This is a genomic window from Pseudomonas pisciculturae, assembly GCF_015461805.1.
Taxonomy (GTDB): Bacteria; Pseudomonadota; Gammaproteobacteria; order Pseudomonadales; family Pseudomonadaceae; genus Aquipseudomonas; species Aquipseudomonas pisciculturae.
The window spans coordinates 240721-258690 of sequence record NZ_JACVZE010000002.1 but is presented as its reverse complement, the minus strand read 5'-3'; the positions used below and the strand labels follow the sequence as shown (position 1 = coordinate 258690).

Genomic DNA, 17970 nt, shown 5'->3' with positions numbered 1-17970 from the left:
TAGGCCTTACAAAATGTTGCGCATGAACGAGCTGGCTAAAAAACAGTCTGTTACGCATCGAATTTTATTTACCGGCGCGCCCCTTGGCGCGTCGCTACCTTGAGATAGCCGTCTCCATGTTTGGTTCCAACGACGACAAGAAGACCCCAGCCCCGGCTGGCGAGAAGAAAGGCCTGTTCGGATGGCTGCGCAAAAAGCCGCAGGAAACCGTCGAGGAACAGCCACAGGTTCAGGATGAGCCGATTTCTGAGCCTATTCCTGAACCTGCAGCGCCTGAACCTATAGTAGAAGCCGAACCGGTTGCCCAAGCACCGGCGCCGGTGGTGTTGCCGATGGCTGAGCCGGTGTTGCAGCCGGTTGCCGAGGTAGCGCCCGAGCCAGAACCTGAGCCCGAGCACAAACCGTGGCCGGAGCTGCCGGTGGCCGAAGAGCCCGTTGCACTGGTTGAAGACGTGCAAGCTGAGCATGTGGCCCCGCCGATCCCCGTGATTGTCGAGCCTCAGCCTGTGGTGTTCGAAGCGCCCGCGCCGTTAGTGGTCGAGCCTGCACCTGCCCCGGTTGTAGTCGAAGTGGCCGCCCCTGCGCTCATTGAAGAGCCGGTCGCTGTTGCCGAAGCCAGCAAGACCGGCTTCTTCGCCCGCCTCAAGCAAGGCCTGAGCAAGACCAGCGCCAGCATCGGCGAAGGCATGGCCAGCCTGTTCCTCGGCAAAAAGGTCATTGATGACGAACTGCTGGAAGATATTGAAACCCGCCTGCTCACCGCAGACGTGGGCGTCGAAGCCACCGCCGTGATCATCCAGAGCCTGACCCAGAAGGTCGCACGCAAACAGCTGACCGACGCCGACGCGCTCTACAAATCTCTGCAGGCCGAGTTGGCTGCCATGCTCAAACCCGTTGAAGCGCCGCTGGTGATCACCCCGAACAAGCCGTTCGTGATCCTGGTGGTGGGTGTCAACGGCGCCGGCAAGACCACCACCATCGGCAAGCTGGCCAAGAAGCTGCAGTCCGAAGGCAAAAAAGTCATGCTGGCTGCGGGCGACACCTTCCGCGCTGCGGCGGTTGAGCAACTGCAAGTGTGGGGCGAGCGCAACAAGATCCCGGTGATCGCCCAGCATACCGGCGCCGATTCCGCCTCGGTGATCTTCGATGCGGTGCAAGCCGCCAAGGCCCGTAACATTGATGTGCTGATCGCCGATACCGCCGGTCGCCTGCACACCAAAGACAATCTGATGGAAGAACTGAAGAAAGTGCGCCGCGTGATCGGCAAGCTCGACGCAGACGCCCCGCACGAAGTGCTGCTGGTGCTCGACGCCGGCACCGGCCAAAACGCCATCAGCCAGGCCAAGCAATTCAACCAAACGGTACAGCTCACCGGCCTGGCATTGACTAAGCTCGACGGCACGGCCAAGGGCGGCGTGATCTTCGCCCTGGCTAAACAGTTCGGGTTGCCGATTCGTTATATCGGTGTTGGTGAAGGCATCGACGACCTGCGCACCTTTGAAGCCGAACCCTTTGTACAGGCACTGTTTGCCGAGCGGGAGCGTTCATGATTCGATTCGAGCAGGTCGGTAAACGCTATGCCAACGGGCATGTGGGCTTGCATGAGCTGAGCTTTCGAGTGCGTCGCGGCGAATTCTTGTTTGTAACCGGCCACTCCGGTGCCGGTAAAAGCACCTTGTTGCGACTGCTGCTGGCCATGGAGCGCCCGACCACCGGCAAGCTGCTGCTGGCGGGCCAGGATTTGGCCACTATCAGCAATGCGCAGATCCCTTACCTGCGCCGCCAGATCGGTGTGGTGTTCCAGAACCACCAGTTGCTGTTTGATCGCACGGTGTTCAATAACGTCGCCCTGCCGTTGCAGATTCTCGGGCTGTCCAAGGCCGAGATCGTTAAACGCGTGGATTCAGCCCTGGAGCGCGTGGCGCTGTCGGACAAGACCGACCTTTATCCTGGCGACCTGTCCACCGGTCAGCAACAGCGCGTCGGCATTGCCCGCGCCATCGTCCACCGCCCGGCCTTGCTGCTGGCGGACGAACCTACCGGTAACCTCGACCCGCGTCTGGCGGCCGAGATCATGGGGGTGTTCGAAGATATCAATCGTTTGGGCACCAGCGTACTGATCGCCAGTCACGACCTGGCGCTGATCGCCCGCATGCGCCACCGCATGCTGACCCTGCAACGCGGCCGCCTGATCGGTGATGGGGAGGCGGGCGTATGAGTGCAACACGCAGCCCTAAAGTCTCCGAACGCGTGGCGCCGAAAGCCGCCGACCCGCAGCCGCAGAAGAAAAAACACGACCATGATGACGATGGCCCGGACTTCAGCACCCTGCTGCGCGCCTGGATCGAAAGCCACCGCGCCAGCCTGCTCGACAGCTTGCGTCGCCTGGGCAAGCAGCCGATTGGCAGCTTTTTCACCTGCCTGGTAATGGCGGTCGCCTTGAGCCTGCCGATGGGTTTGTCGCTGCTGCTTAATAATGTGGAGCGCCTGGGCGGTTCCTGGCAGCGTGCGGCGCAGATTTCCCTGTACCTGAACATTGACGCCAGCGCCAAAGAAGGCGAAGCGCTGCGCGACGACATCAAGAATATTCCGGGTGTGGCCGATGCCGAGTACATCAGCCGCGATCAGGCCCTTGAGGAGTTCCAGCAACAATCCGGCCTGGGCGAGGCGCTCAAGGAGCTGCCGCAGAACCCGCTGCCAGGCGTGGTGTTGGTGACGCCAAACGAAGTGGACAAGCCGGCCCTGGAAGCCCTGCGACAAAAACTCGCAGAGATGCCCAAGGTGCAACAGGCTCAGCTTGATCTAGTCTGGGTAGAGCGCTTGGCGGCGATCCTCAAGCTGGGCGACCGCTTTGTGTTCGGTCTGACGGTGCTGTTGGTGTCTGCATTACTTTTGGTGATAGGTAATACCATTCGTCTTCATATTGAAAACCGTCGCATCGAGATAGAAGTGATTAAACTGGTCGGCGGCACAGACAGCTATGTGCGTCGTCCTTTTCTGTACATGGGCGCGCTTTATGGCTTCGGTGCCGGGGTTTTGTCCTGGGGCGTACTGGCGTTTGGCCTTGACTGGCTGAACGACGCGGTAATCGGGCTTGCCGGGCTTTACGGCAGCGATTTCGCCTTGGCCGGGGTGCCGGTAGCCGATGGTCTGAGCCTCTTGCTTGGCGCGGTATTGTTGGGGTATATCGGTGCTTGGATTGCGGTCGCACGTCATTTACGTGAGCTGGCACCGAAGTAGTTAATGTCAGATTAATGTGGTTTCGTTTGTATTGGCCGTATCAGTGGTTTAGGGAACTTGTCTTACGGTTCCCGGTCAATTTTCGCAGTGCTGAACTGCACGAGTTATGTGAGTCGGAGGTTTCGTATGACCACTTCTTTGCAACCTGCTTATGCTCTGGTCCCGGGTGCAAACCTGGAGGCGTATGTGCACACGGTCAACAGCATTCCATTGCTGACGCCCGAGCAGGAGCGTGAACTGGCCGAGAGTCTCTATTATGAGCAGGATTTGGGGGCGGCTCGGCAGATGGTGCTCGCCCACCTGCGTTTTGTCGTACATATCGCCCGTAGCTATAGCGGCTACGGCCTGGCCCAGGCTGACCTGATCCAGGAAGGCAACGTTGGCCTGATGAAGGCTGTGAAACGCTTCAACCCTGAGATGGGTGTGCGTTTGGTGTCGTTTGCCGTGCACTGGATCAAGGCGGAAATCCACGAGTTCATCCTGCGCAACTGGCGCATCGTGAAAGTGGCGACCACCAAGGCCCAGCGCAAGCTGTTCTTCAACCTGCGCAGCCAGAAAAAACGCCTGGCGTGGCTGAACAACGAGGAAGTCCACCGCGTGGCCGAAAGCCTCGGCGTGGAGCCCCGTGAAGTGCGCGAGATGGAAAGCCGCCTGACTGGCCATGACATGGCCTTCGACCCGGCCGCTGAAGCGGACGACGACAGCGCCTTCCAGTCGCCAGCCAACTACCTGGAAGACCACCGGTACGACCCGGCGCGTCAACTGGAGGATGCGGACTGGAGCGACAACTCCAACCACAACCTGCACGAAGCGCTGGAAGTGCTGGACGACCGCAGCCGTGACATCCTCTACCAGCGCTGGCTGGCGGAAGACAAAGCCACGCTGCACGACCTGGCGCAGAAGTACAACGTGTCGGCCGAGCGGATTCGTCAGCTTGAGAAAAGCGCGATGAACAAGTTGAAACTGTCGATCGCTGCTTAAGACGCTGCGCAAAGACAAAAAAATGCCCCGATCGAGAGATCGGGGCATTTTTGTTTGCATTCGCAAACTTCAAAAACTACTCGGTCCACTGTGGGAGCTGGCTTGCCTGCGATGAGGCCCTGTCAGTCAGCCTCTTTGCAAGCTGACACACCGCCATCGCAGGCAAGCCAGCTCCCACAGGTACTATGTTGTGTCAGTCGGACCAGGGGGCCTTGCGGGTGTTGTTGAGTTCGACCAGGTAGCCATCGCCGCCCAGTTGACTCATCTGCTGTCGAATCCACGCGGCGCGCCTTGCCACATACGCCGTCGGGTGGCTGGCACTCCACACCCGAGGGTTCGGCAACACCGCCGCCAGATAGCTCGCCTGTTGGCGCGAAAGCCCCTTGGCACTCACCCCAAAGTGATGCCGCGCCGCCGCTTCTGCGCCAAACACCCCTTCGTCCCACTCCACGCTATTGAGGTACACCTCAAGAATGCGTTGCTTGGGCCACAGTATCTCGATCAACCCGGTAAACCAGGCTTCCAGCCCTTTGCGCAAATAACTGCGACCCGCCCACAGGAACAGGTTTTTCGACACCTGCTGGCTCAACGTACTGGCACCGCGAATCGAACCGCCTCGCTCGTTGTGCAGGATCGCCGCCTGGATCGCGCCAAAATCAAAGCCCCAATGCTGCGGGAAGCGCTGGTCTTCACCGGCCATTACCGCCACTTTCAGGTCATCGGAGATCTCGTCCCACGGCACCCACGTGCGTTGCAGGTCAATCGGCTCGCCGTCGAACCAGGATTCGACCTTGCGCTCCACCATCAGGGCAGTGAACGGTGGCGGCACGAAACGAAACAGCAGCACCATCAGCACACTGGCGATGGCAAACCATTTCACGGCTTTGAGAAAACGCTTGAAGAGGAGACGCAGCATAGAGATGGCTTGGCCGAACCCGTTGAGCGGGCCATTATACAGACCCTGCCCCCCGAGTCTGACTGGAGTTCCTTATGCTGCGTAGCTTTCTGATGCTGGCTGCCTTTTTCGGCTTCACCGGTGTTGCCCTCGGCGCCTTCGCCGCCCACGGCCTGAAAAACCGCCTGAGCGCCGAATACCTGGCGATCTTCCATACTGGCGTAACCTACCAACTGGTGCATGCGCTGGCTTTGTTTGGCGTGGCCTTGCTGGCGGCGCACCTGCCCGGCCGCGTGGTCACGTGGGCAGGCATCTCCTTTGTGGTCGGTATCCTGTTGTTCTCCGGCAGCTTGTATGTGCTGACGATGACCGGCATCAGCAAACTCGGCATCATTACGCCGTTTGGCGGGTTGGCATTCCTGCTCGGCTGGTTCTTCCTGGGCTTGGCCGCATGGCGCTTGCAGGTGATCTGACCGAGGGACTTGGGTCATCAACCGGGATCGGGCTAGAATGCCGACCCCTAAAAACGATGGCGGCCCGCGGCATGCGCATTCAGTTGAACGGCGAATCCTTTGAACTGCCCGACGGTGAAACCGTTGCGGCCCTGCTGACCCGCCTGGACTTGACCGGGCGTCGTGTCGCGGTGGAACTCAACCTGGATATCGTCCCGCGTAGCCTGCACGCCGAGACCGCGCTCACCGAAGGTGACCAGGTCGAAGTGGTCCACGCCATTGGCGGCGGCTAGTCGCGCAGCTGTCTGAATTCTGCAGAACCTCACCCCATTTCGAGGATTTCCCATGAGCATCGTTCGTAGCGACAAGCCCTTCGTCCTGGCCGGTCGTACCTACCAGTCCCGTCTGCTGGTCGGCACCGGCAAGTACCGCGACATGGAAGAAACCCGCCTGGCCATCGAAGCCTCGGGCGCCGAGATCGTCACCTTCGCCGTGCGCCGCACCAACCTGGGCCAGATCGAAGGCGAGCCGAACCTGCTCGAAGTGCTGTCGCCGGATCGCTACACCTTCCTGCCGAACACCGCTGGCTGCTACGACGCCATCGAAGCCGTGCGCACCTGCCGCCTGGCCCGTGAGCTGCTCGACGGCCACAACCTGGTGAAGCTGGAAGTACTGGCCGACCAGAAAACCCTGTTCCCCAACGTGATCGAAACCCTCAAGGCCGCCGAAACCCTGGTCAAGGAAGGCTTTGACGTGATGGTCTACACCAGCGATGACCCGATCATCGCCCGTCAACTGGCCGAGATCGGCTGTATCGCCGTAATGCCATTGGCCGGTCTGATCGGCTCCGGCCTGGGTATCTGCAACCCGTACAACCTGCAGATCATCCTTGAAGAAGCCAAGATCCCGGTGCTGGTGGATGCGGGCGTGGGCACGGCCTCCGACGCAACCATCGCCATGGAGCTTGGCTGCGATGCGGTGCTGATGAACTCGGCCATCGCCCATGCCCAACAACCGATCATGATGGCCGAAGCCATGAACCACGCCATCGTCGCGGGCCGCCTGGCCTACCTCGCCGGGCGCATGCCGAAAAAACTCTACGCCAGCGCCTCCTCGCCGCTGGATGGTCTGATCAAGTAAGAGCCATTGATGACTGAATCAAACGAAACGCCGAACACCCTGGAAGAAGGCGACGAGTCCAAGCACCGCCGCATCAAGAGTTTTGTGATGCGCGCCGGTCGCATGACCGAAGGCCAGCAAAAGGGCCTGGAACAAGGCACGCCGCTGTTCGTGTTGCCCCTGGCCGATGCGCCAGTGGACTACGATCAGGTGTTTGGTCGTTCGGCCCCGCGTTCCCTGGAAATCGGTTTTGGCATGGGCCACTCCCTGCTGGAAATGGCCGCTGCCTCGCCAGAGCAAGACTTTATCGGCGTTGAAGTGCACCGCCCAGGTGTTGGCGCGCTGCTCAACGGCGTGCTGACCCAGGGCCTGACCAACCTGCGGGTGTACGACTGCGACGCGATCGAAGTGCTCAACCGCTGCATCGCCGACAACAGCCTCGACCGCCTGATGCTGTTCTTCCCCGACCCATGGCACAAAGCCCGTCACCACAAGCGCCGCATCGTCCAGGCCTCCTTCGCGGAGCTGGTACGCAGCAAGCTTAAAGTCGGCGGCATCCTGCACATGGCCACCGATTGGGAGCCGTATGCCGAATACATGCTGGAAGTGATGAACGTCGCCCCTGGCTACTGCAACATCGCTGAAGACGGCAAATGCGTGCCACGCCCGGCTGAGCGCCCGATCACCAAGTTTGAGCGTCGTGGTGAGCGACTCGGGCATGGGGTTTGGGATTTGAAGTTCGAAAAACTGGCTTAAACGGCTAGGTATCAGCGGCGGTGAAGCAGGTTTGCTTCACCGCCGTTTTCGTTTCTACCTGTAAAGGAATACAAGGTTTTGAAGTTTACGTTCCCCTGCTTGTTGCTGCTGAGTCTGCTGTCTTCGGCAGTATTCGCCACTACGACCGCCTCCCTTCCCGTGATTTCTCCTGACGACTACTTTGAGCGTGCTCAAAAGAAAGCGGAACAAGTGCGCGTGTTGATTGAGGAAAACCTGCCTCTGGAGGCCAGTGGCAAACTGGATCCCAAGGTCTCGGCTGAGTTGGCCAAAGAAGGTAAGGATAAGATTGCTGCGTTGCAAAACGACCTAAAGATGGCTTCCGACGGTGGGCATACGGTAGCGACTTACATGCTGGCCAATATGCAAAGTCGGTTCGGGATGTCGGACGTCGAGCGCAAACAGGTCTGCGAGCCGATGCACAGGGCAATGGATCAAGGCCTGTTGGCGGCCGCGGTAGGTTATTACTATCAATGCGACCAGACTTACATGCGCCTTAATTTTCTTGACCCTGGCCATGTGAAGTATCTGGAGGATCTTAAGCAGATGCTCCTGCGCGCTGATGGATTTCAGGGCTATTACCCTTTGTACACACAACGCTCACTATGTTTCGAGAAAGATCGTCTGGCTGAAATCAAGCAGGAATGGACCGTAGCCAACGAGCAGGCGCGGGCCAGTGCGCGGATGTTGACCTATGACCAGTACCGGGCGGACGCCTACTACATATTGGCAGCGACTCGGATGAACGAAAAAGGCATGCCGGACAGCCTTAACCTGACCTACCTGAACCAAGCGTTAGAGCTGGGTTGTAAAGACCCGATGACGCTCAAAGGGTATTACGAAAAAGCGTTTGGAGGGCAGGCTGCCAAATAGCGCTGTTTCGTTGCGCGATGGTAGCGAGCCCCTCAATCTGCGCCAGCAGCCGTGCTGCGCGGTTGAGCACGGGGCTTGGGATTTGAATCCCGAGAAGGGTTGGCCGACAGGCTGCCAGCCTGGAATGCGCTCAAAAATGTGGGAGCGGGCTTGCTCGCGAATACGGTGGATCAGTCGGCATCTTCAGTGACTGGCACCCTGCATTCGCGAGCAAGCCCGCTCCCACATTTGTTTTGCGGTGTGTTTGAGATTAGCGGCGGTCGGCTACTACGCCGATCAACACCAGCACCACCACCAGCACCGGCGCCAGGCTGTAGTTATTGAACTGGCTCAACCCCCGCACAATCCACGGTGTGGCATAGATCAACGCCGCACCGCTGCCGATCATGCACACCAACGCCATCAGCGGTACACGCAACGCCCCGGCGATGCTGCCCAGGCGCGCTTCTACCCAGCCCTTGATGTCGGCGCCAAACAGCACCAGCAGGCAGCCCACCAGGGCCAAGGAGATTTCCGACAGGTTGCTACGGCTCCAGCGGGATACGGTGGCGAGCAGGTCGAGTACCAAATCCATTCGATTTCCTTAGAGCGATCAGCTCAAAAACTTCTGCAACAGGTCATTGAGAAAGAGTTGCCCGCGGTCGGTCGCCGCCAGGCGTGACGGTTCGACCTGCATTAAGCCACTTTGTTCTGCTTCGCGACGGCCTCCATCCAGGCTCGTCAGCTCCAGGCCGGTGCGTTCGGCGTATAGCCTGGCCTCGACGCCTTCGGTGAGGCGCAAAGCGTTCATCAGGAACTCGAACGGCAGCTCCTCGTTGGTCAGTTCCTTCGCGCCAGCCTGAAAGCTTTTGGCCGGGTTGAGGTAGTCCTTGGGCGCGCGGGTTTTCCAGGTGCGTACGATGCGTCCATCGGGATGGCTGAGCTTGCCGTGGGCGCCGGCGCCGATGCCGATAAAGTCGCCAAAGCTCCAGTAATTCAGGTTATGCCGAGCCGGGCGGCCGGGCTGGGCGTAGGCCGATACTTCGTATTGCGCGTAACCATGCTCGGCCAACAGTGCCTGGCCGGCTTCCTGGATGTCCCACAGGGTGTCGTCTTCCGGCAGCGTAGGGGGCTGGTTCCAGAATACGGTGTTGGGTTCGAGGGTCAGTTGGTACCAGGACAAATGCGTGGGCTTGAGTGCGATAGCCTGGCGCAGGTCGCCCAGGGCGTCGTCCAGGGACTGATCGGGCAAACCATGCATCAGGTCCAGGTTGAAATTATCGAACCCTGCCTGACGCGCCATGCCGGCAGCGCGCACGGCTTCATCGCCGTTGTGGATGCGGCCCAGGGCCTCAAGCTTTTCTTGCTGGAAGCTCTGGATACCGATGGACAGCCGATTGATCCCCAGCTTGCGGTACGCCACGAACTTCTCTTGTTCGAAAGTGCCGGGGTTGGCTTCCAGGGTGATTTCGATATCGCCAGCAAATGGGATGCGCGCTTCTACACCTTTGAGCAAGCGGCCGAGCGCGGCTGCGCTGAACAGGCTCGGCGTGCCGCCGCCAAAGAAGATCGAGCTCAGTTCACGGCCGTAGACAGCGTGCAGGTCTTGATCGAGGTCGGCCAGCAGGGCGTCCACATACTCTTCTTCCGGTAGCACTTTACTGGCGGTGTGGGAGTTGAAGTCGCAATACGGGCATTTGCGCACGCACCACGGGATGTGGATGTACAGCGCCAGGGGCGGCAGCAGCGGCAGGGCCGCCCGAGGTGTTTGCGCGCCGCCGTGAATCAGCGGCTGCGCAGAAGTGTTTTGGGTCATTTCAGGCTCAGGCGTTGGCGCAGCAAATCCATTGCGCGGGCGCGGTGGCTGATCTGGTTCTTGTCGGCCGGGCTCAGTTCTGCGCTGGAGACATTGCGCTCCGGCACCCAGAACAGCGGGTCATAGCCAAAGCCATGCTCACCGCTGGCCGCATGCAGGATGCGCCCGTGCCACAGGCCTTCACACAGGATCGGCAACGGGTCATCGGCGTGGCGCACCAAGGCCAGCACGCAGACGAATTGCGCGCCGCGCTCGGCGTCTGGCACGTCCTTGAGGGCGTCCAGCAGCTTGGCGTTGTTGGCCGCGTCGCCCTTGCCATCGGCATAACGCGCCGAATAGATGCCAGGGGCGCCGCCGAGAAAGTCCACTGCCAACCCCGAGTCATCCGCCAACGCCGGCAGGCCAGAGATGCGTGCAGCATTGCGGGCCTTGAGGATGGCATTCTCGACGAACGACAGGCCGGTTTCTTCAGGTTCTACCTGGCTGAACTCACCAATAGAGCGCAGTTGCACGGATTCGCCGAGCATCGCCTGCAATTCTTTTAGTTTGCCGGCGTTATGGCTGGCCAGTACGAGTTGGGTGAGGTTCATCATTCGGCCGGAAAGAGTTCTTGGTTGAATTGGAAGCTATGGGCTTTGCCGCCGGTTTCGACGTTGATGGTAAACGTCTTGTATTCACGCTGTGTCACGGAGTAGGGCGCGAGGTAGTTGATCCCGCCTTTCTCGCTGATTTGCTTGAAGGTCAGGACTTCGCTCTTGCCGCCCAGGTCCTTGATGGTGCCGGTCACTTGCGCGGCCACAGGGTTCACGCCCTTGATCACGGTTACGTTGATCAACCCCTTCTCCTTGCTGCGAACCACGCCGATCTTCTGGGCGATTTCCGGTTGCAAGAAGCTGGAAGTAAAGGTGTTGTAGTGGACAGTGATATCGCCGAAGTCTTTCTTGCGATTAGCGTCGATAGAGTCCGCTGCGATGGCGCTGGTGCCCAGGCATGCGGTCAGTAGAAAAATAGCCAAGCGACTCATGATCGTCCCTCTTGAAAATGATTAGACGGCAATTTTGTGGTCGGTCAGGCCAGGGCTGCTGACCCGGTAAATACCGATTTCGCCCAACAGATTGGGCCATAGCTTACTCGCCCAGCCGTGGCGGTGCTGTTGATCGACGGCCAGGCGGTTGATCACCTTGGCTTCACGCTCGCCACACAACGCTTCGAAGTCTTCGAAGGTGCAGAAGTGGATGTTCGGCGTGTTGTACCAGGTGTACGGCAGGAAGTCCGACACCGGCATGCGGCCCTTGGTGGCCAGGTACCAGCGGCAGCGCCAGTGACCGAAGTTGGGGAACGTGATGATGCACTGGCGGCCGACGCGCAGCATTTCGTCGAGGATGCGGTCCGGGTAGTGCACCGCTTGCAGGGCCTGGGTCATCACCACGATGTCGAAGCTGTTGCTGGCAAAGTTGCCCAGGCCCTTGTCCAGGTCCTGCTCGATCACGTTGATGCCCTTGGCCACGCACTGGGCGATGTTGTCCGGGTCGTTTTCAAGGCCGTAGCCGGTCACTTGCTTGTTGTCGCGCAGCCAGCTCAGCAGTTCGCCATCGCCGCAGCCCAGGTCGAGCACGCGGCTGCCGGCGGGGATCCAGTCTTGGATGATGTCCAGGTCGGCTCTCATGGCTTTCTCACAATACGATTCGGTTCATGTAGTTGCTGAACGCCTGCAAGTAACGCGGGATCGGGATCAGGAAGGCATCGTGGCCTTGCGGAGCGTCGATCTCCAGGTAGCAGACGTCTTTGCGCGCGGCCATCAGTGCATCCACCAGCTCACGGGAGCGGGCCGGCGAGAAGCGCCAGTCGGTGGTGAACGACATCACGCAGAACTTGGCCGTGGCACCTTCGAAGGTTTTGGCCAGGTCATCATCAAAGTTGGCCGCCGGGTCGAAGTAGTCCAGTGCCTTGGTCATCAGCAGGTAGGTGTTGGCGTCAAAACGCCCGGAGAACTCCTCACCCTGATAACGCAGGTAGCTTTCTACCTGGAACTCGACGCTGTGGAAGTCGTAGTTGAGCTTTTCGCTTTTGAGGCCACGGCCGAATTTTTCGCCCATGGAGTCATCGGACAGGTAAGTGATGTGCCCAACCATCCGTGCCAGCATCAGGCCGCGTTTGGGAATCACGCCCGCTTCCTGGAACGAACCACCGTGGAACTCAGGGTCAGTGAGGATCGCCTGGCGCGCCACTTCGTTGAAGGCGATGTTCTGCGCCGACAACTTGGGGGCCGAGGCAATTGCCAGGCAATGGCGCACGCGGTCTGGGTAGGTGATGGTCCATTGCAACGCCTGCATGCCGCCCAGGCTGCCGCCGATCACGGCGGCCCATTGCTGGATGCCCAGCAGGTCGGCGAGGTGGGCCTGGCTGTGTACCCAGTCTTCAACAGTGAGCACCGGGAAGTCGGCGCCGAATGGCTTGCCGGTCTCCGGGTTGAGGCTGCTGGGGCCGGTGGAGCCGTTGCAGCCGCCCAGGTTGTTCAGGCTGACCACAAAGAATTTATTGGTGTCGATGGGTTTGCCGGGGCCGATGCAGCTGTCCCACCAACCGGGTTTGCGGTCGTCGGCCGAGTGGAAGCCGGCGGCATGATGATGGCCGGACAGGGCGTGGCAGATCAGCACGGCGTTGCTCGCCGTGGCATTCAATTGGCCGTAGGTTTCATAGATCAGGTCATAGGCAGGCAGCGAACGACCGCAGGCCAGGGCCAGGGGTTCGCTGAAGTGCGCCACTTGGGGCACGACCAGTCCAACAGAATCGGGGGGGAAGGCAGCTGGCATCGACCCTGCTCTCGTTTAAATGAGGCGTAAGTCTAAAGACCGCTGCACCTAGCGGCAAGCAAAGGCCTATAGGGATTCAATTCAATCCGCAGATACAAAATGTGGGCACTGACCTCTGTGGGAGCCGGGCTTGCCCGCGATGCGGGCGCCTCGGTATTACAGGCACACCGCGGCGATGCTATCGCAGGCAAGCCAGCTCCCACATAAGCGTCAGATCAGGCCGAACAGTTCTTTAGGCATGAACGCGTAAAACGCCAACCGCGGGATCACCCAGCTCTGCACCAGTTGGATCGCGATAAACGCGAAGATCGGCGAGATGTCCAGGCCGCCCAGATTAGGGATCAGTCGGCGGAACGGCGCCAGCACCGGCTCGGTAATCTGGAAGACCAGTTCGGCGCCCGGGCTGCGGCTGCCGGGTGCGACCCACGACAGGATCACGCTGATGATCATCGACCAGAAAATGATCTTCAAAAACAGCGAGAACACGCCGATCAGCGCCCATGGCAACAGCAGTACGGTGAAGGCCTGATAGCCGTTGAGCATCAGGATCACGACGAACAACAGAATCTGCAGCAGCAGCGCCAGCACCAGCGACGACATGTCCAGCCCGAACAGGCTCGGGATGACTCGGCGCAGTGGCTTGAGCAGTGGTTGGGTAGCCTTGACCACGAATTGGCACAGCGGGTTGTAGAAGTTCGCCCGCACCAGTTGCAGGATAAAACGCATCAGCACGATCAGCAGGTACAGGCTGCCCAGGGTCTGGATGATGAAAATAAGCGCGTCATTGATTCCGAGCATGTTTGATTCCTGAATAAGGGACGATTATTTGCCCAGTTGTTCGGCCATCTCGGCCGAACGATGTGCTGCGGCACCCAGTGCTTTTTCTACCAGGGCTTCAAAGCCCCCGGCCTGGAAAGATTCGATAGCGGCTTGGGTGGTGCCACCTGGCGAGGTCACGCGACGGCGCAGCTCGGCCGCATCCACTTCGCTGGAAACGGCCATATGTGCGGCGCCCAGGGCGGTTTGCTCGGCCAGTTGCTTGGCGACTTCCTGAGGCAGGCCCAACTTTACGCCGGCGGCGGTCATGGACTCGATCAGCAGAAAGAAATACGCCGGGCCACTGCCTGACACGGCGGTGACTGCATCCAGTTGCTGTTCCTGTTCCAGCCACAGGGCGATGCCCACGGCAGACAGCAGTTCCTGGGCCTGATCACGCTGGGCGGCGCTGACCTCGGAGGTTGCATACAGGCCGCTCACGCCCTGGCGCAATAGCGACGGAGTGTTGGGCATGCAGCGCACAATGGGTTGGGCGCCGAGCCAGTTAGTCATGCTGGCGCAGGTAATGCCGGCCGCGATGGATACCACCAACTGATGCGGTTGCAGGCTCGGGCGCAGGCTTTCGCACACGGCTTTCATCGCCTGGGGTTTCACCGCCAGCACAATCACATCGACGCCCTGGATGGCCTCGGCGTTGTCGGCGAAGGTTTCGATACCGTGCTCGGCACTGACGCGGGCACGGGTGTCGGCACCCGGGTCGCTCGCGCGGATCTGCGCAGCGTCCAGGCCCTTGGCCCGCAGGCCGCCGATCAGGCTGGCCGCCATGTTACCGGCGCCGATAAAGGCAATACGCGTGTCTCTCATGACAGGTCCTTATTCAGTGAAAAGTCAGCCATTTCACGGCTGGCCGTAGTCGCGGGCGCCAAACAGGGCGGTACCGATGCGCACCCAGGTGGCGCCTTGGGCGATGGCCGACTCAAGGTCGTGGCTCATGCCCATGGAAAGTGTGTCCAGCGGCAGGTCAAGGCTGTTTTGCAGGTCGCGTACTTGAGCGAACGCTGCATCTTGCGCGGCGCGATCTTCGGTCGGCTCGGGGATTGCCATCAGGCCACGCAATTTCAAGCGCGGCAGGGCGCTGATAGCGCTGGCCAGCGCCGGCAAGTCGGCGGGTGTACAGCCGCTCTTGCTGGCTTCGCCACTGACGTTGACCTGGATGCAGATGTTCAGCGGCGGCAGGTCGGCCGGGCGTTGTTCGGACAGGCGTTGTGCAATTTTGAGGCGGTCCACGGAATGCACCCAAGCGAAGTTCTCGGCGATAGCGCGCGTCTTGTTCGATTGAATGGGGCCGATGAAGTGCCAACTCAAGGGCAGGTCGGTTAATTCGGCTTGTTTGCCCAAGGCTTCCTGCAGATAGTTTTCACCGAAGTCGTGCAGGCCGGCGGCATAGGCTTCGCGCACGGCTTGCGCGGGCTTGGTCTTGCTCACGGCCAGCAGGTGGATGCTGCTTGCGTCGCGCTGCACGGCGTCGGCTGCGGCGCGGATGCGCTGGCTAACCTGGCCGAGGTTGTCTGCTATCGTCGACATTCAAGATGCGCCCGTGGATATGGAGTCCGCGGCATTCTACTGGAAATGGAAAGCCCTATGGATATCACTGAACTGCTGACGGCCAGCGTGCGCCGTGGCGCTTCCGACCTGCATCTGTCCGCAGGTCTGGCGCCGATGTTACGGGTCGATGGCGAGGTCTGGCCGCTGGATGGGCCGGTGCTGTCGTCGCCTCAGGTGGCGGATTTGCTCAGCCCGTTGCTGAACAAATACCAGCAAAAGGATTTCGAAACATCTCTCGAAACAGACTTTGCCTTCGAGCTACCAGGCGTTGCGCGGTTCCGCGCCAATGTGTTCCAGCAGGATCGCGGCATGGGCGCGGTGTTTCGCACCATTCCCAGCGAGGTGCAGAGTCTGGAGAGCCTCGGGCTCGGCGAGGTGTTCCAACGTATCGCCGAGTTGCCTCGGGGTCTGGTGCTGGTCACCGGGCCCACCGGCTCGGGCAAATCCACCACGTTGGCGGCGATGATCGACTACCTCAACCAGCATCGCCGCCAGCACATCCTGACCCTTGAAGACCCGATCGAATTTATCCACAGGCCCAAGACCGCGCTGATCAACCAGCGTCAGGTGCATCGCGACACCCATAGTTTTGCCAACGCCCTGCGTTCGGCACTGCGCGAAGACCCGGATGTGATCCTGGTGGGCGAGCTGCGCGACCTGGAAACCATCCGCCTGGCCCTGACAGCCGCTGAGACCGGGCACCTGGTGTTTGGCACCCTGCACACGTCGTCGGCCGCAAAGACCGTGGGCAGGCTGGTGGATGTGTTCCCCGCGGGGGAAAAAGCCATGGTGCGCTCGATGCTTTCTGAATCGCTGCAGGCAGTGGTGTCCCAAGTGCTGGTGAAGAAGCTCAGCGGCGGGCGCGTGGCGGCGCACGAAATCATGCTGGGTACGCCCGCGATTCGCAATTTGATCCGCGAGGACAAGGTGGCGCAGATGGTTTCGGCGATCCAGACGGGTGGGGCGTTGGGGATGAAGACGTTGGATATGAGTTTGAAGGGGTTGGTGACCGAGGGGGTGGTCAGCCGGGAGGAGGCGCGCGAGAAGGCAAGGGTGCCGGGTGATATATAGCTCTCAAGTACCCTGCAATTAAATGTGGGAGGGGGCTTGCTCCCGATAGCGGTGGGTCAGCCAATACATGTGCTGACTGACACCCTGCTATCGGGGGCAAGCCCCCTCCCACATTTGTACTGTATTTCAGCTTGGGATTAGCGCTGGACGACCCGCAAGTTGCTGTTCTGCTCTTTAGGCAGCACCCGCTTGGCAATCACATAGTTCTTGTTCCAAAACGGCTTCTTCAGCGTGTCGATACTTACCGACTTGCCCCGACGCGGCGCGTGGATAAACCGGTCGTTGCCCAGGTAAATGGCAACGTGGTTCACCTGGCGGCTCTTGAGCTTGAAGAACAGCAGGTCGCCGGGCTTCAAGTCCTTGCGGTCAACCTTCTGCCCATGACCGGCCGCCATGGCATTGGACGTACGTGGCAAATCCACCGCAGCGACGTCGTTAAACGCATATTTCACCAAGCCGCTGCAGTCAAACCCTTTACTTGGGCTGCTGCCGCCCCAACGATAAGGAGTACCGAGCACGTTAACGGCGCGGCTGAGGACGTTGCTGCTTTGCTTGGTGTCGACGCCAGCCAGGTTGGAAACTGCTTTACCGTTGTGAACCTTGCTCAACTGGGTTGGGCGGTTGACGGTCAGCTTTACCGATTTGGCGGTGCTTGGCGTGCTGTGTACTTTAGGCGTGAAACCGTTGACGTTCGGAAGTCGTTGCTCACGATTGGTGGCGTGGGCGGCCAGTGGCATTAATAGGCAAATGGTTAGCCATGTCTTGAAAAATGGTCGCATTAGGCGTGGCTCTTAAGTGTTTGCGCGCAACTTTATAACAGCTTTTTGTGTCGTTCTCAGGCCGTTTGTCGACTGAACCTTGACGTCAAAATCAGGAAAAACGCGACGAAACGCCGCAATTGTCCTACACAAGTCAGGTGGCATAAGGCTTTCAGGGCAGGGAAGATATCATTTGCCGTACGTCGGGCGCCCGTAAAAAAGTCACAAAGAAAATGAAAAAATTTATCTATCGAGACAAAAGAGGTACGCGATGAACACCTATCGACAGGATTATTCCCCGCAAGACACCCACAGCAAGGTGATCGGCTACCTGCTCTGGATTTTCGGTTTTACCGGGGCGCATCGCTTCTATTACGGCAAGCCGGTGACCGGCACGATCTGGTTTTTCACCTTGGGCTTGCTGGGCATCGGCTGGTTGATCGACCTGTTCCTGATCCCGGCCATGGACCGTGAAGCCGACCTGCGTTTTACCGCTGGGCCTATCGAGTACAACATCGCCTGGGTACTGCTGGCCTTTCTCGGCGTGTTTGGTGTGCACCGTATGTATCAGGGCAAATGGATCAGTGGCCTGATCTACTTGCTGACCGGTGGGCTGTTTTTGGTGGGGGTGCTGTATGACTTCTGGACGCTGAATACGCAGATATCGATTCGTAATGCTGAGCGCAATGGCGGGCGCTGAGTTCTGTGAACTTTAGTGAGATCTAAATGTGGGAGGGGGCTTGCCCCCGATAGCGGTGGGTCAGCCAGCTTATTTTTAGCTGACCCACTGCAATCGGGAGCAAGCCCCCTCTCACAT

The 17970-nt window shown here is 59.8% G+C and carries 22 protein-coding genes; 11 read left to right on the top strand and 11 right to left on the bottom strand.

Going from position 1 to position 17970, the window contains the following annotated elements; genetic code table 11:
- Window positions 1-116 precede the first annotated feature (116 nt).
- From ftsY to rpoH, 4 genes are all read left to right on the top strand, one after another.
- The gene (gene ftsY / locus ICY20_RS06855) at window positions 117-1550 is read left to right on the top strand and encodes a signal recognition particle-docking protein FtsY (protein WP_194937319.1); all 1434 of its coding nucleotides are present in this window, start codon (window positions 117-119) and stop codon (window positions 1548-1550) included.
- Window positions 1547-2218 carry a cell division ATP-binding protein FtsE gene (gene ftsE / locus ICY20_RS06850; RefSeq protein ID WP_135290290.1) on the top strand — a complete coding sequence of 224 codons (672 nt, stop codon included), beginning with the start codon at window positions 1547-1549 and terminating at the stop codon, window positions 2216-2218. Before ftsY ends, ftsE begins: the two co-directional genes overlap by 4 nt.
- Window positions 2215-3240 carry a permease-like cell division protein FtsX gene (gene ftsX, locus ICY20_RS06845; protein WP_159957960.1) on the top strand — a complete coding sequence of 342 codons (1026 nt, stop codon included), beginning with the start codon at window positions 2215-2217 and terminating at the stop codon, window positions 3238-3240. Before ftsE ends, ftsX begins: the two co-directional genes overlap by 4 nt.
- A 126-nt stretch (window positions 3241-3366) precedes the next feature.
- Window positions 3367-4221: an RNA polymerase sigma factor RpoH gene (gene rpoH, locus ICY20_RS06840; protein ID WP_016972967.1), complete on the top strand. Its 855-nt coding sequence runs from the start codon at window positions 3367-3369 to the stop codon at window positions 4219-4221.
- Window positions 4222-4414: 193 nt separating this feature from the next.
- On the opposite strand, the gene mtgA is transcribed toward rpoH, so the two are convergent.
- Window positions 4415-5137 carry a monofunctional biosynthetic peptidoglycan transglycosylase gene (gene mtgA, locus ICY20_RS06835; RefSeq protein ID WP_194937197.1) on the bottom strand — a complete coding sequence of 241 codons (723 nt, stop codon included), beginning with the start codon at window positions 5135-5137 and terminating at the stop codon, window positions 4415-4417.
- Window positions 5138-5211: 74 nt separating this feature from the next.
- Between mtgA and ICY20_RS06830 the strand changes: the two genes are divergently transcribed.
- From ICY20_RS06830 to ICY20_RS06810, 5 genes are all read left to right on the top strand, one after another.
- Window positions 5212-5589 (top strand): DUF423 domain-containing protein, encoded by a 378-nt coding sequence (locus ICY20_RS06830; protein ID WP_122488760.1) that lies wholly within the window; start codon window positions 5212-5214, stop codon window positions 5587-5589.
- A gap of 71 nt (window positions 5590-5660) precedes the next feature.
- Window positions 5661-5861 carry a sulfur carrier protein ThiS gene (gene thiS / locus ICY20_RS06825; RefSeq protein WP_015886354.1) on the top strand — a complete coding sequence of 67 codons (201 nt, stop codon included), beginning with the start codon at window positions 5661-5663 and terminating at the stop codon, window positions 5859-5861.
- A 52-nt stretch (window positions 5862-5913) separates the two neighbouring features.
- On the top strand, window positions 5914-6708 hold the full coding sequence (locus tag ICY20_RS06820; RefSeq protein ID WP_015886353.1) for a thiazole synthase: 795 nt from the start codon (window positions 5914-5916) through the stop codon (window positions 6706-6708).
- A gap of 9 nt (window positions 6709-6717) precedes the next feature.
- Window positions 6718-7443, top strand: a complete 726-nt coding sequence (gene trmB / locus ICY20_RS06815) for a tRNA (guanosine(46)-N7)-methyltransferase TrmB (protein WP_194937196.1) — start codon at window positions 6718-6720, stop codon at window positions 7441-7443.
- Window positions 7444-7521: 78 nt separating this feature from the next.
- On the top strand, window positions 7522-8334 hold the full coding sequence (locus ICY20_RS06810; protein WP_159957964.1) for a hypothetical protein: 813 nt from the start codon (window positions 7522-7524) through the stop codon (window positions 8332-8334).
- Window positions 8335-8584: 250 nt separating this feature from the next.
- On the opposite strand, the gene ICY20_RS06805 is transcribed toward ICY20_RS06810, so the two are convergent.
- The 9 genes from ICY20_RS06805 to ICY20_RS06765 all read right to left on the bottom strand — a co-directional run bounded on the left by ICY20_RS06805 (window position 8585) and on the right by ICY20_RS06765 (window position 15303).
- Complete coding sequence (locus ICY20_RS06805; RefSeq protein WP_016972961.1) at window positions 8585-8908, bottom strand: DUF3392 domain-containing protein; 324 nt, start codon at window positions 8906-8908, stop codon at window positions 8585-8587.
- An 18-nt stretch (window positions 8909-8926) separates the two neighbouring features.
- Window positions 8927-10129 carry a radical SAM family heme chaperone HemW gene (hemW, locus tag ICY20_RS06800; RefSeq protein WP_228758341.1) on the bottom strand — a complete coding sequence of 401 codons (1203 nt, stop codon included), beginning with the start codon at window positions 10127-10129 and terminating at the stop codon, window positions 8927-8929.
- Window positions 10126-10722, bottom strand: coding sequence for an RdgB/HAM1 family non-canonical purine NTP pyrophosphatase (gene rdgB / locus ICY20_RS06795; protein WP_105697147.1), 597 nt, complete (start codon window positions 10720-10722; stop codon window positions 10126-10128). Before rdgB ends, hemW begins: the two co-directional genes overlap by 4 nt.
- A complete protein-coding gene (locus tag ICY20_RS06790; RefSeq protein WP_159957968.1) occupies window positions 10719-11153 on the bottom strand; it encodes a DUF4426 domain-containing protein in 435 nt (144 codons plus the stop codon). Before ICY20_RS06790 ends, rdgB begins: the two co-directional genes overlap by 4 nt.
- Before the next feature lie 21 nt (window positions 11154-11174).
- Window positions 11175-11795 (bottom strand): methionine biosynthesis protein MetW, encoded by a 621-nt coding sequence (gene metW / locus ICY20_RS06785; RefSeq protein WP_017735309.1) that lies wholly within the window; start codon window positions 11793-11795, stop codon window positions 11175-11177.
- Window positions 11796-11802: 7 nt separating this feature from the next.
- Window positions 11803-12942: a homoserine O-succinyltransferase MetX gene (metX, locus tag ICY20_RS06780; protein ID WP_159957970.1), complete on the bottom strand. Its 1140-nt coding sequence runs from the start codon at window positions 12940-12942 to the stop codon at window positions 11803-11805.
- 210 nt (window positions 12943-13152) lie between these two features.
- Window positions 13153-13740, bottom strand: a complete 588-nt coding sequence (locus ICY20_RS06775) for a YggT family protein (protein ID WP_122512691.1) — start codon at window positions 13738-13740, stop codon at window positions 13153-13155.
- 24 nt (window positions 13741-13764) lie between these two features.
- Window positions 13765-14583 carry a pyrroline-5-carboxylate reductase gene (gene proC / locus ICY20_RS06770; RefSeq protein ID WP_159957972.1) on the bottom strand — a complete coding sequence of 273 codons (819 nt, stop codon included), beginning with the start codon at window positions 14581-14583 and terminating at the stop codon, window positions 13765-13767.
- A gap of 33 nt (window positions 14584-14616) precedes the next feature.
- The gene (locus tag ICY20_RS06765) at window positions 14617-15303 is read right to left on the bottom strand and encodes a YggS family pyridoxal phosphate-dependent enzyme (protein ID WP_194937195.1); all 687 of its coding nucleotides are present in this window, start codon (window positions 15301-15303) and stop codon (window positions 14617-14619) included.
- A gap of 57 nt (window positions 15304-15360) precedes the next feature.
- Between ICY20_RS06765 and ICY20_RS06760 the strand changes: the two genes are divergently transcribed.
- A complete protein-coding gene (locus tag ICY20_RS06760) occupies window positions 15361-16395 on the top strand; it encodes a type IV pilus twitching motility protein PilT (RefSeq protein WP_194937194.1) in 1035 nt (344 codons plus the stop codon).
- A gap of 137 nt (window positions 16396-16532) precedes the next feature.
- Here ICY20_RS06760 and ICY20_RS06755 read toward each other — a convergent pair whose 3' ends face one another.
- The gene (locus tag ICY20_RS06755) at window positions 16533-17174 is read right to left on the bottom strand and encodes a C40 family peptidase (RefSeq protein WP_194937193.1); all 642 of its coding nucleotides are present in this window, start codon (window positions 17172-17174) and stop codon (window positions 16533-16535) included.
- Window positions 17175-17424: 250 nt separating this feature from the next.
- On the opposite strand from ICY20_RS06755, the gene ICY20_RS06750 reads away from it, so the two are divergent.
- Window positions 17425-17853, top strand: coding sequence for an NINE protein (locus ICY20_RS06750; protein ID WP_159957980.1), 429 nt, complete (start codon window positions 17425-17427; stop codon window positions 17851-17853).
- The last annotated feature ends 117 nt before the right edge of the window (window positions 17854-17970 follow it).